At 37.8% G+C, this 13,311-nt stretch carries 13 protein-coding genes; 7 read left to right on the top strand and 6 right to left on the bottom strand.

Translation table 11 applies throughout. From position 1 onward, the window contains the following. Positions 1-55: 55 nt before the first annotated feature. Positions 56-1,189, top strand: coding sequence for a tRNA epoxyqueuosine(34) reductase QueG (gene queG, locus I6F47_RS01880; RefSeq protein WP_007579922.1), 1,134 nt, complete (start codon positions 56-58; stop codon positions 1,187-1,189). 46 nt (positions 1,190-1,235) lie between these two features. Here the strand turns inward: queG and I6F47_RS01885 are convergent, their stop codons facing one another. From I6F47_RS01885 to I6F47_RS01895, 3 genes are all read right to left on the bottom strand, one after another. After that, positions 1,236-2,363, bottom strand: a complete 1,128-nt coding sequence (locus I6F47_RS01885; protein ID WP_165721128.1) for a response regulator — start codon at positions 2,361-2,363, stop codon at positions 1,236-1,238. Positions 2,364-2,418: 55 nt separating this feature from the next. Continuing rightward, positions 2,419-4,413, bottom strand: a complete 1,995-nt coding sequence (locus I6F47_RS01890) for a hybrid sensor histidine kinase/response regulator (protein WP_197112332.1) — start codon at positions 4,411-4,413, stop codon at positions 2,419-2,421. A 119-nt stretch (positions 4,414-4,532) separates the two neighbouring features. Continuing rightward, positions 4,533-5,021, bottom strand: a complete 489-nt coding sequence (locus I6F47_RS01895; RefSeq protein WP_007579917.1) for a GNAT family N-acetyltransferase — start codon at positions 5,019-5,021, stop codon at positions 4,533-4,535. Positions 5,022-5,102: 81 nt separating this feature from the next. On the opposite strand from I6F47_RS01895, the gene I6F47_RS01900 reads away from it, so the two are divergent. The 6 genes from I6F47_RS01900 to I6F47_RS01925 all read left to right on the top strand — a co-directional run bounded on the left by I6F47_RS01900 (position 5,103) and on the right by I6F47_RS01925 (position 10,559). Continuing rightward, on the top strand, positions 5,103-5,678 hold the full coding sequence (locus I6F47_RS01900; RefSeq protein ID WP_197112330.1) for a glutathione peroxidase: 576 nt from the start codon (positions 5,103-5,105) through the stop codon (positions 5,676-5,678). A gap of 86 nt (positions 5,679-5,764) precedes the next feature. After that, entirely contained in the window at positions 5,765-6,046 is a 282-nt protein-coding gene (locus I6F47_RS01905) for a peptidylprolyl isomerase (protein WP_002958009.1), read from the top strand. Between the two features lie 64 nt (positions 6,047-6,110). Beyond that, positions 6,111-6,689: a glutathione S-transferase family protein gene (locus I6F47_RS01910; protein ID WP_007579913.1), complete on the top strand. Its 579-nt coding sequence runs from the start codon at positions 6,111-6,113 to the stop codon at positions 6,687-6,689. A gap of 17 nt (positions 6,690-6,706) precedes the next feature. Beyond that, complete coding sequence (locus I6F47_RS01915; protein WP_007579911.1) at positions 6,707-7,057, top strand: DUF2750 domain-containing protein; 351 nt, start codon at positions 6,707-6,709, stop codon at positions 7,055-7,057. A gap of 99 nt (positions 7,058-7,156) precedes the next feature. Next, the gene (locus I6F47_RS01920) at positions 7,157-7,837 is read left to right on the top strand and encodes a hypothetical protein (RefSeq protein ID WP_021032099.1); all 681 of its coding nucleotides are present in this window, start codon (positions 7,157-7,159) and stop codon (positions 7,835-7,837) included. 148 nt (positions 7,838-7,985) lie between these two features. Beyond that, the gene (locus I6F47_RS01925) at positions 7,986-10,559 is read left to right on the top strand and encodes a M1 family metallopeptidase (protein WP_165734619.1); all 2,574 of its coding nucleotides are present in this window, start codon (positions 7,986-7,988) and stop codon (positions 10,557-10,559) included. A gap of 50 nt (positions 10,560-10,609) precedes the next feature. On the opposite strand, the gene I6F47_RS01930 is transcribed toward I6F47_RS01925, so the two are convergent. The 3 genes from I6F47_RS01930 to I6F47_RS01940 form a co-directional block, all read right to left on the bottom strand. Further along, a protein-coding gene (locus I6F47_RS01930) for an IS3 family transposase (protein WP_197183228.1) occupies positions 10,610-11,850 on the bottom strand; the annotation gives its coding sequence in 2 pieces (ribosomal slippage) (positions 10,610-11,481 and positions 11,481-11,850; 1,242 coding nt in all). A gap of 97 nt (positions 11,851-11,947) precedes the next feature. Then, positions 11,948-12,313, bottom strand: coding sequence for a hypothetical protein (locus I6F47_RS01935; RefSeq protein ID WP_007579906.1), 366 nt, complete (start codon positions 12,311-12,313; stop codon positions 11,948-11,950). Positions 12,314-12,388: 75 nt separating this feature from the next. Then, a complete protein-coding gene (locus I6F47_RS01940; RefSeq protein ID WP_197101283.1) occupies positions 12,389-13,264 on the bottom strand; it encodes a hypothetical protein in 876 nt (291 codons plus the stop codon). Positions 13,265-13,311: the final 47 nt, after the last annotated feature.

A 13,311-nucleotide genomic window follows, 5' to 3' on the forward strand; every position in this document is an offset into this window, starting at 1 on the left:
GGGCTCGGAGAAATATGGTAAATTACGCAGCTATTAATTTAAGTGTGTGAAGTGTGTGAGCAACCCTACCCCAGACTATGAAAAATTAGCCCTGCAAATAAAAACCTGGGGGCAAGAGCTTGGTTTTAGCGAAGTAGGTATTACTGATATTGACCTATCTAAGCACGAAGCCCAATTGCAACGCTGGCTTGATGCTGGCTACCACGGCTCGATGGATTATATGGCTGCTCACGGCATGAAACGCGCTCGCCCTGCTGAATTAGTACCTGGTACACAGCGTGTTATATCCGTAAAAATGAATTATCTCCCTCCCGATGCTGGCTTTGCAAAAACCTTAAAAAATAAAGAAAAAGCATACATAAGTCGTTATGCACTGGGTCGTGATTACCATAAATTAATGCGTAATCGTTTAAAAAAACTTGGCCAAAAAATAGAGCAAGAAATTGGCGAATATGGCTTTAGGCCCTTTGTAGATTCAGCCCCGGTACTTGAGCGTCAACTTGCCGAAAAAGCCGGTTTAGGGTGGCGCGGTAAGCATTCGTTATTAATTAATCAAGAAGCAGGATCATGGTTTTTTTTAGGCGAGCTATTTATTGATTTACCCCTACCAATAGATGCAGAGAACACGTTTGAAGGCTGCGGAAAATGTGTTGCTTGTATTACTCTTTGCCCTACAGGTGCAATTGTAGAGCCTTACGTTGTTGATGCACGTAAATGCATATCGTACTTAACGATAGAACACCAAGGACCCATACCCGAACAATACCGAACTTTATTAGGCAACCGTATATATGGTTGTGATGATTGTCAGTTGGTATGCCCTTGGAATCGTTATGGACAAATAACGGATGAAAATGATTTTCATCCTCGTACTCAATTAAAAAATAAAGATTTACTTGAGCTATTTGCTTGGGATGAGCCTACATTTTTAAAAAATACCGAAGGCAGCCCTATTCGCCGCATAGGTCACGAACGTTGGTTACGTAATATAGCGGTCGGTTTAGGTAATGCAGAGTTTAGCCCGGCTATTATTCATGCCCTACAAGATAAAAGCCAAATATGCAGCGAGCTTGTTTTAGAACATATTGAATGGGCGCTTGCTCAACAAAACGATAAACAACGATTACAAATTCGTAAAACGGCTAGGTTAATCAGAATCGTAGAAAAAGGCTTACCCAGAGATGCATAATGCAGTTGGAGTAAGCCTTAAAGTAACATTATTTAATTAAGTATATTTAGCTCTTTAAAAGCAATGACAGGTCTTGCTCAATTTCAGCAAAAGCTGCTTTTACCTGTTTAACAGACTCCTCTCTGGCCACTGAGTTTTGGATAGTTTCATCTACTTTTTTATAAATAAACACCTCCTGATCTTCATCTAATCCCATTGATGGGATACGTTCTTCGAGCTCTTCTTGTAACTGTTTAAACACTTTTTCGTTGTTTTGACGGTTGTCATTCAATAAGCTAATTAAGCCATGAAACTTACTGTGAACTGTACTTGCTACGGCATTAAGTTTTGCTTGTTGTGATTCAAGCATTTTCTTAGTCATGATGGCGCGTAGTTGCTGCTCGGTAACACTGACAATAAAACATACGTGGTCGCGTATACGCCCGTGCTTATCTGGATCGTGATCAGGCATATTTAAAATAAGTAAGCTAATCAATTCATAGTTAACTAAAATTCGATGCGAAAATTCATGTAAACGCCCTTTGTTTTTAAGCATTTCAAATAGCTCCACCACAATAGGTGAACACACGCCACTTAATGCAAAGTGACTAATTTCATCGTTCTCTCTAAACTCAATATTACTTTGCAAATCAAAAGATTGTAGGCAATCTATAAGCGCTTTACCTAGCTCTTGAGGGTCGTTAATAAAACCTATGTTTTCAACGTAGTTAACTATCTGCCCCATTTCACTGCTGTTAGCCATGGCATTAAATGCAGTTGATGTAGCATCTTCAACTTGCTTTTCAAGGCTTTGTTTTTCAACAAGTACTTGGTTTAAATTTTTAAGCTTTGACTTAAGTTCATCATGGCCAAAGGGTTTTACAATATAGTCTTCTGCACCAACCGAGTAGCCTTCCATGCGTTCTTCAACTGTGCCACGAGCAGACACAAACATAACAATAATGTGTGCTGTATTTGGGTTTGCTTTAAGTGCCTTACATACTTCATAACCGTTCATTTGCGGCATACTTACGTCGAGCAATATAACCTGAGGCATATAGCCTTCAACCATGTTTAAACACTCAGGACCACTTGTTGCTACTTGTAATTCAAAATCAAGCTCCTCTAAAATTTCCTCAATAATTTCAAGGTTAAAGGGTTCGTCATCAACGGCAAGTATTTTAGTTAAGGCCATAATTTATCATCCATTCAAATTCTCAAAAAAAGTTACTTGGTATGCTAACTAGCAATTAATTACTGTGTTGTATTAATTGTTCTTCAGCCAAATGATCATCTAGATTTATTTCTAATGGCACCTGTATAGATATAGTTGCACCACCATTTTCGTTGTTACGTGCAGTGATCTCACCTTGATGTAAAGACACAAACTCTCTACACAATGCAAGGCCCAATCCGGTACCACCGGCACCGCTATTTGTTTTGCTGCTTTGTACAAACTTAGTAAAAATATGTTCCAGCTCATCTTCTGGTATACCGACCCCATTATCGGTAACCTCTATAGTAGCAAGCTTATTATCTGACTCTAAATTTACCCGTATTTTACTTTTGGGTTCGCTAAATTTAAGTGCATTACCTAATACGTTTCGAAGTAACTGATTTATTTGCTCTTCATCACATTGCGCAATTACAGGTAATGGCTGCGCGGTAAATACAACCTCAATTTCTTTTTCCATTGCCGTACCAGATACATCATCAATACTTGTTTTTATAATGTTCGCTAAATTATATGGACGAGGATTAAATGGAAACTTACCCACATCTAGCTTAGATAGGTCGAGTAAATTATTTAGTAACGACAGTAAACGCTCACCACTACTCTCTATTCGCGATAGGTATTTAATGAGTTTCTCTTTTGCAAAATCTCCAGTTTCTAGTTTGCTTAAACCAAAACGTGAAAAGCTTAAAATAGAGTGCATAGGTGTTCGAAGTTCATGCGACATGTTTGCTAAAAATTCTGATTTACTTAAGTTTGCAGCCTCAGCCACGTTTTTAGCGTGCTCGAGTTGTGAAGTACGCGCTCTTACTTGCTCTTCAAGGATATCTTTTGCTTCAAGTAGTAAATCTTCTTTTTGCTTGAGGTGAGTTACATTTTTAAATATTACGGCAAGTGCTATTTCGCCATGGTGATCTATCTCATTAAAAGATCCCACTAACGGTATATAGCCCCCTGCAGTTTTAGATAAACGTAAGTCGCAGCTAAATTGGCGATTACTATTTAATGTCGAAATTTTATTTTTAATACCTAACGTTGAATCATCATCTAAAAAGCTAAATACTGATTTACCTTCTAGTTCGTTAAACGGTAAGTTAAATAGTTTTAAACAAGCATCATTAGCTTCTATCACTCTACCGCATTTCTCAAACAACATAATTGCATCAGGCGTATGCTTATAAATAACCTGAAGTAGGCTGTCTTTTTCAATCAGGGCATCAACCGTATCTTGTAGCCTTTCGACAAGTTCTGCGTTATGGCGTTTTAATAACTCTGTTTGCCACAGTTTATGTATTGATTGTAATAATGAGCTGTCGTTCAATGGCTTAATAAGTACGTCTTCTACACCTTGACGAATAGCTTCAATCATTGAAACTTGATCGGGACGTGAGGTAAATAATAAGCAACGGCAATGTGGTTGCATTATTTTTAAGTTTGAAAAAATTTCTAAACCGGTTCCGTCATCTAAAACAAAATCACTTATTAGTATATCGATTTGCTTTTCTTTCGTAATTTCTAAAGCTTCTGCAGAGGTGGTTGCTGTATGGGTCTCGATATGAGCACCAATCAAGCTATTTTTCATTTTTTCGAGGCGTTCAGGAACATGATCGACGAGTAAAATAGCGGGTAATTGCAAAATATGATTAGAGCCTAATTCTAGTAGGCTCTCTAAAAGAGAAGTAATTTCTTTATTAGAAAAAAATGGGTAGATCACGGTTGCGTCAGGCGCAACATGATTTAGCTCACTAAACGCAGTTAGTTGCTCACCACTTTGTGCTTTTGGAGCAAGCAGCATAAAACGCTCTTGCGCTACTTGGCTAACAAGCGGTTTTATAGAATCAACAGGCACACCATGGGCAACAACAACTAAGTCGTAGTCGCCTATATTGGTATACATGTCTAGCATGCTGAAATGAATTAATTCGACTTCACATCCTATTAATTCTAAAAGCACTTTCACACGCATTGCGATGACACTGCTACTATCAACAATTAATATTTTTCGAATCATCAAGCTACACTTCAAATTAATAAACTTAATATGTTAATAGCGTAGACTATTTTTATTTAATTGGCATAAACCCTTCGTCTTATTTTGTAAAAAAATATTACAACATTATGAAAAATAATTTATTCCAGATGTTTTCCAAAAATAGTAAGGCTATACGCCTTATCATCCATTATGGCAACGCTTGGCAACTCACCCCATATTGCAAAATCAAAATGCTTAAACAATTTAACACTCGGTAAGTTATGACTAAAAATAAAGCCGAGTAATACTTTAATATTTAATTGCTTAGCTTGTGTTTGAGCAAATATCATTAGCTTTTTACCAAGCCCTTTACCTTGCGCTTTACTGGTAATGTAAATGCTCATTTCTACTGTGCCGTCGTAAGCTGGGCGCCCATAAAACGATTTATAACTTACCCAAGCAAGTACTTGGTTATTTTCGCAGTAAACGTAAATAGGCCTTTTATCGTTGTGGCTATTAAACCAGTCACGCTTTTCGTCAACGCTCACTTCTTGCGTATCTGCAGTTACCATTCGCCCTGCAATAGTTTCGTTGTAAATGGCTACAATTTCATTAAGATCATTAATAGTTGCTAAACGGATTGTCATAGGTCATTAGAGGGTTGATCAATTTGTTCCATATTAGCGTATGATTATCCAATCAAACAATCGTAAATTTTAGGTAATGTAATGCTAAAAAAAATTATAATAGGATTAATGGCTTTATTTATTAATGCTTCACTCCAAGCTGAAACATCATCAACTATTAACCAAACCTCTGCCCAAGACTGTCAAGATTTTACTAATGTAGATATACGAAAGCTTCGCTCAAAAGAATCTATTAACTTGTGCCAATTTAAAAATAAACCTTTGTTAATAGTAAACACGGCAAGTAATTGTGGTTTTACATATCAATTTAAAGGCCTTGAAGCGCTATATCAACAATACAAAGAGCAAGGTTTAGTCGTATTAGGGTTCCCCTCTGATGACTTTTTTCAAGAAGAAGACAATGAAAAAGAAACAGCGAAAGTATGCTTTGTAAATTATGGTGTAACTTTTCCCATGTTTGCCACCAGCAAAGTTCGTGGTAGCGAAGCAAATCCAATTTTTAAATATTTGAATGAGCAAACTAGCTCTCCAAATTGGAACTTTTATAAATACTTAGTGTCTGCTGATCGTAAAACAGTTTTACGGTTTAACAGCAAAGTGGCACCTAATTCAGAGCAAATGATTACTGCAATTGAAACTGCGTTTTCTGATAAATAAGTTTATACTGGTACAATTAGTTGAAACTAACTAGAATGATATTTCAATTCGGTTAAAAAAACACCACACTATACTCGGGAGATTTTATGACAGTAGCAAGCGCACGACATATACTTGTAGACAGTGAAGCACAATGCTTAGACTTAAAAACAAAAATTGAGCAAGGCGAAGACTTTGCTGAACTAGCAAAAGCACATTCTAATTGTCCTTCAGGTCAGGATGGCGGTGCTCTTGGTGAGTTTGGCCCTGGTATGATGGTTCCAGAGTTTGATAAAGTTGTGTTTTCTGCGCCAATTAATCAAGTACAAGGCCCTGTGCAAACTCAATTTGGTTATCATTTACTTGAAGTTACTAGCCGTTCAGAATAAATTTAACTGTACTGTAAGTAATATTTGATAAAAGCCGCTTATGCGGCTTTTTTATGGAGTAATTATGCAATTAATTGGTTCTGTACCTTCACCTTACGTGCGCCGCATTAGAATTTGGGCACAACAAAACAGCTGCAAACTAGAGCTTGTAAGTCTCGATATATTTTCTGAGCAAGATCGCCCTACTATGGCCAGTAAAAATCCAGCTCGAAAAATCCCAATACTGGTAGATGGCGACTTAACTCTTAGTGACTCTAATTCTATATTGCGTTATTTACTTGAAAAAACAGGTCAGCCAAAACTAACGTGGCCTCAAGAGCACTTACTTACGACTATAAATGCTTGTAACGATTCGTTAGTAGAAATGGTGTTATGTAAACGTTCTGGATTTGACACCAAAAGCGATAAATTATTTTTTAATCTGCAAAACGAACGTATTGAACAAACATTAAGCTTTTTAAATACCCATTTAAGCGATGAAGAATTTAAAAGCTGTGAATACCTCAACATCAGTTTATACTGCCTGCTTGATTGGATTTGCTTTCGCGAATTAGCTGACTTTAGTCAGCATTCAGCGCTTGTTGCTTTTCATAAGCAATATGACGAGCGCCAAGCAGCAATAGACACCAATCCTCGTCACTAATTTAAAAGGGTAAACACATGAGCGATATCGAAATTGAATCACAACTAGTTAACTTCGTAGAAAAAGTACGTGTTAGCGAAGTAATTTGGGCACTTGGTGCAGAAGATAATGGCTTTGTAGTGTGCGATTCTAACCAATTTGACGAAACTGACGTACTACTGCTTTGGGAAAGTGAAGCAGCAGCTAAAGCACAGTGTAAAGAAGAGTGGAAAGATTACAGCCCAGTAGAAATCAACCTTGATGAATTTTTAGATGCATGGGTTGAAGACTTAAATGAAGATAACGCACTTGTTGGTATCAATTGGAATGACGACCAAGTATGTGCAGAAATTGAACCTACAGGTTTAGCTCGCGCATTGAGTGAATAATACTTTATACGCTTTACTCTAAAAGCGGATAAAACCCGACTAGCATCTACTGCTAGTTGGGTATAAAATAAAACACATCATTATTTTCAAGGTATTACGTTGAAAACCCATCTTGGTCGCCGGCCCTTTTCAGCCATGGAACTGCACACTCTTTATAATGGATATATATACGGTGATTTTAAAGTTGCACGAGAGCAACCAAAACACTGGCATTTTTGGCTCCCTTTAATTGCATATTATAGTGGTGCTTATAGCGATGAGATTGGTTATTTAACGCTTGATGATCTGTCCCTTGAAAAAAACGTCTTATGCTTTAATTTTCATACCCACGGTAAAATAAAACCTCGCTTAGTTCCTGTACATCAAGCACTTATAAATGCTGGATTTAATGAATATATAACGTTCATCAAATCGCAAAACCAACACCGATTAATGTTCGACTTACCCGCTAAAACTGGCAGGTACAGTGAAAAAGTCCGCATTTGGTTTTCAGGCGAAGGTGAGCGAGCCGGTTATCTGCAAAAATGTGATATACCAAACGTAGATCAACTCGGTATGAAAACAGCAATAAGCAGTCTTCGTCTTAACTTTGAGCAACAAGTGCGTATATACGCCCTACAAGCTAACTCTAAAGACGCTTTTAATTACTTGATGGGTTTTAACGAGTATCCACACGATGTGTTTAGCGATACCTACTTATTAAATACCGTTGTCCAACAAATACGTATTATTAACTCACACCTGCATTGGCAGCGTTTTATAACACGCGAAAGCCACTGACAAACTTTGTTACTATTTCCCCTTAAAGTCACCGTTATAATCAATTACTCTATTTAAAAAAACTGTTAGGATATCTAACCCCCTAATTATATGAGCATAAAAAAGCCTATTTAGGGTAGTTTCTAACAACAACAATCTAGGGATCACTATGTTTCTTAAAAGCCTCTTAACAGTGAGCGTTGCTTTAGCAATGGGTGCTGCAAACGCTAACGAATTCGTTATTGAAAAACTCGCAAAACCAAGTTCACAACAGGTGTCGTTAACACTCGACCCGAGCCAAGATACATTCACAGGGATGACTGAGATTTCCCTAGAAGTACTAAAGCCAACAAAATACATTGAGTTAAATGGCGTAGCTTACGCTGTTAAAATGGCGCAACTGCTTGGTGATGAAAACTGTGATTTAAACAATGAAATGCTTAAAACAGGTAAAGTTAAATTTAGCTGTGATGAACAAATTCAACCAGGTAAATACACACTTAAAGTTGATTTTTCAGCGCCATATAACCGTCAAAGTGTTGGTTTATACAAAACATTAGACCAAGGCACTCCTTACTTATTTACTCAATTTGAAATGAGTGATGCACGCCGTGCATTTCCTGTTTTTGACGAGCCAAGTTACAAAATTCCATTTCAGTTAACGATTACTGCGCCTACATCACAAAAAGTATATTCAAATACGCCAGAGTTAAAAACAACAGTTAATGGCGATATGACCACACACTTTTTTGATAAAACACCGCCAATCCCTTCATACCTAGTAGCGATGGCTGTTGGCCCGTTTGAAGAATTAGAAATTAAAGGCATGCCAATTCCTGGTCGTGTAATTACCCCTCAAGGTAAAATTCACTTAGCCCAATACGCAAAAGAAAATATGCCAAAAGTACTGGGCGCACTTGAAGCGTATTTTGGTATCCCTTACGTTTACAAAAAATTAGACTCAGTAGCGGTACCAGAGTTTCCATTTGGCGCAATGGAAAACTCAGGCTTAGTGACCTACAGAGAAGATATTTTATTGGTTGATTTAGCTGCCGCAACACGCAGTAAAAAACAACGTAATGTATCAATTATTGCTCACGAACTTGCTCACCAATGGTACGGTAACTTAGTAACCATGAAATGGTGGAACGACTTATGGTTAAACGAAGCGTTTGCTAGCTGGATGGCTGCAAAAATTACTAAGCAGCTTAACCCTGAGTTTGAATCGCACTTAGACCTGCCGCAAAATAACGTAATGGCACTTGATGCACGCCTAAGCACCAAGCCTATTCGTAAGCCAATTAAAACCGAAGCCGACATTATGGACGGTTTAGGTCTAGCTTACAGTAAAGGCAGCTCAGTACTTGCTATGGTTGAAAACTGGATTGGCGAAGATGCATTCCAAAAAGGTATTCAAAGCTACTTAAAAGAGTTTTCATATAAAAATGCTGAAGCGGCCGACTTATGGGAAGCACTTGGTAAAGCATCAAATAAAGACGTAGCGAGTGTTTTAAAATCGTTTATTGAACAGTCTTCTTTCCCACTAGTTAAAGTAACTCAACAAGGTAGCAAAGTAACTATTTCACAAAGCCGCTTTGTAAATGCAGGCGTTGATGCGCCAGAGCAGTTATGGAATGTACCGGTTGCAATTAAATATGGTGCTGGCGATAAAGTAAAAACAGCAAATGTATTACTTAATAAACAAAGCCAAACTCTAGACTTAGACTTTGAACCAGAGTGGATTTATCCTGACCAAGGTGCACTAGGCTACTACCGCTGGGTAATGGATGACGCACAATTTAGCGCACTTGTTAAAAAGGCACCAAGCGTACTGAGTGATCGTGAACGCTTAGCGTTGTTATCGGCTACTGATGCACTACTTGACGCTGGTGTTATATCTGCTGCTAAGTTAATGCAAACACTTGAAGTGTTCGTAAGCGATAGCCACCCTCGCGTAGCAAATACCGCGCTAGGTTACTTAGTATCGCAACAACGTACTTTTAAAGACGATAGCAATAAAGACCTATGGCCTGAATTTATTCGTAATGCAGTAACGCCTGCAGCTAAAAAATATGGTTTAGAAGCTAAAGCGGGAGAAGACGGAGCTATTGCACAACTTCGTGCGGCCGTTGTATCACGCTTAGGTTTTGATGGTGAAGATCAAAACGTAATCAGTAAAGCGAAAGAACAAACACAAGTTTATTTAAATGCTCCACAAAAAGTAGACCCTTACTTAGCCGGTACGTACTTAACTCTTGCTGCTTTTCATGGTGACAAAGCGCTGCTTGATCAATTCATGACAACGTTTAAAACAACGAAAGATCCACAAGTACGCACTAACATGCTTGCTGCAATGGGCTTTTTTGGCAAACCTGAATTACAAAAAGCGGTATTAGCTTATAGCTTAACGGATGAAGTAACAGCCTCTGACATGCGTACTATTTTGTCAGGTCAAAGTTACACAGATGAGCGCCAAGCGTTATTTATTGACTGGGTTTACAGTAACTACGATAAAGTAACAGCAAGCTTACCGCCTTTCTTTATTCCTAACTTACCGTACTTTACAACGGCGAGTTGTAATGCAGAAAGCTTAGCTAAAACAAAGACCTTTTTTAACGAAAAAGTAGCCGATGTAGCCGGTTACGCTCGTACATTAAGTAAGCTTGAAGAAAGCACAAACGATTGTATTGCGCTTAAAACACGTGAACTTGAATCGGTTAATAGCTTCTTAAAAAGTAAGTAACCCTTAGGTTTATTAAGCTATATGTCCCGTCCTAAAATACGTTGACGGTTTTAATTGAAGGCCAGTAGCTTTTGCTCCTGGCTTTTTTTGTGCACTTGGTTTGGTGTTTTCATTCCTAAACTCAAATGCGGCCTCATTTCATTGTATATTAATATTGATTCTCCGACGAGTTCACGTAGCTCTTTTAGATTTTGGCATTTATAGAGTAAGAACTCCTGCTTCAATATGCCGTTAATACGCTCCGCCAGTGCATTTTGATAGCAGTCATAGCCATCGGTCATTGATGGAATAATGCCATTTTCATTAAGCTTTACTTGATATACCTGCGAGCAATACTGCAACCCTCTATCTGAATGATGAATCGTACTACATTGATACTGACGATTATTGATTGTCATATCTAATGCCTTAACAACATCTGTCGCCTTCATTTCATCACTGAGTTCATAACCCATAATTTTGCGACTATACGCATCAGTTACTAGCGATAGATAGTGAACACCTTGCTCTGATTGAACATAGGTTATATCGCTTACAAAAACCTCTTCTGGTCGCGATGGTTGCACATCTTTTAGCAAGTTAGGATGCTTTTTCATCCAATGTTTACTAAAAGTAGTTTTAATGTAACTACGCTTAGGTTTAACCAATAAACGTTCATTTTTCAAATAACTAAAAAAAGCGTCTCGACCTAAACTTATGCCTCGCTCTATGGATTTTGGTTTAAGTAAAAAATACAACTTTCTTCCACCTAAGCGCGGCATAAAACGTCGTATTTCCAATACCATCGCTTTAACTGGTGCTAGTTCAGTAGCACGCAGTTTAGCTCTGCTCTCTCGTTGATATATCGCTTGTCTCGTTATACCAAGCAGCATGCAAGCACGTTCTAAGCTAACTATTTTTTGCTTTTGAAGGCTTCTTGCTCCTTGGCAATATACTTTTTTCGAAGGCTTGTTCCATGCTCAGCGTCAAGAATATTAACCACTTCATTGAGTAACAGGTTACGTAAGTGATCATCTTCAAGCTCTCGCTCGAGGCGTTTTATTTTTTGAGCGGGACTTTCTTTGGCTTTAGGTGATGTAGGCATAGTTATCTTAGGTGATTGAGTCCAATCCATCTTACCGTGTTTTCTTAACCAAGTAAGCACGGTAGAACGACCTTGTATGCCATAAATTTTTTGGGCTTGTTTATAAGTCATATCGCCTTTTTCTACAGCGTCGACAACTTGTAATTTAAAGCCTAATGAATAATCTCGTTGTGTTCGTTTGATCGGTGTATTATTTGACTTGGTCATAATAAATCCTAAATGTGTAAACACATTTCAGGACGAGACAATAAAAACACAAAAGCCGCTGAATATAAATTCAGCGGCTTTTTACGTTTATGTTTTACTAGTTACCAATAATCATCGTTAGCTTGGCTATAAAGTCTTTGGCTGCTTGCTCAGAATTTATTTTAAACGCCACACCGTAGTGAATAGGCTGAGCACTTTTAAAAATACGTGTAGGAAAGCGTGTCATCTCGCTGCTATGAAAGTAGCCTTGCGCACGCGTTACGCCATCAATATCACTAAAGTCATCGCTAAACACCTCAAATGCTGGGCGAATTACTATTTTACCCTTGCCGCTTTCGCTGTGGGTATAAAATGCTTCTTTAGAGTTTACTAACATGTACTCAGCAATATTTTTAATCTTAAAATTACTTCTACACTGTAATTTAATGAGCTGTTCTGTCAGCTCGTCTGCACTATAAGCCACGTGTAATCCCTATTAGTTAATTTGCGTATTAGATTAACGCATACACACAATAAAATCTGAATTTATTTGTCTGCTTTACTGCGTTATATCACATACAAAAGCGAGTTTTTCATTGTTGTAACTCATTCTTGTTATATTTGTTTCGCAGTAGGTGCTTAAATTAAGCCATTGCGATACTTCATCACTTCCATCAAGTTTACGCTGATAAACGCGGTTTTTAATAGCATAAGCGATAGTTGCATCATCTTTCAAAATAAAATCTTGAACTTGAGCAGGTAACCTTAGTAGGTCTTCAACTTGTTTATCTTGTGGATTAAAACTCGCTAAAATATGTTGCTCGTTTTTAGTGTAACTAAATAAAAATGCAGCCGTAGAGTTGTTATAAATAAGCGTTCGGCCAATATTACTGGCAGCTATTTTCCCCTTAGCTTGTGCAACAGAAGTATATTGAAGAGTATGAGGTTCACCTAAAATAAACATTACTAAATCATTTTGAACGCCCCAAGCATGGTACCCAACAGGTTCAATCCAATCAAAAATACGACTTGGCGTATCTTCGCTTTTGAGTGGGTATTGCCACAGTTTTTGCTTACCATCTACCTCTACAACAATCGCTGATACTGCATCACCACTTGGCATAACCGTTGGTGAATATTCGCTTACGGGAGAGTTACTGATATTAATAACTTTTTTTGATGTTAAATCATAATAAGCAATATCGGTTTGGCTTTGCTCATCTGCAATCACCTCATGAGTAAAGTATAAACCTGTACTTGTTAAGTGCGGTTGGTTGTTATAACTGTTTTTATCACTCACTATACTAACTTGTACCCCGAAAGGTGTATTTAAATCAGCAAGTAATACTTGGCTTTTTGGCATGCTAGCCTGCGCCATAATTGGGCTAAGCGCTGCTATAGAAAATATCCCAAGTAATGGTTTAATAAGTTTCATGCTTTCTCTCGTTTTAATTTTAAGCACCTCATGATAACGTTATTTGC

It is taken from the genome of Pseudoalteromonas sp. NZS37, assembly GCF_015864265.1.
GTDB classification, from domain to species: Bacteria; Pseudomonadota; Gammaproteobacteria; order Enterobacterales; family Alteromonadaceae; genus Pseudoalteromonas; species Pseudoalteromonas arctica.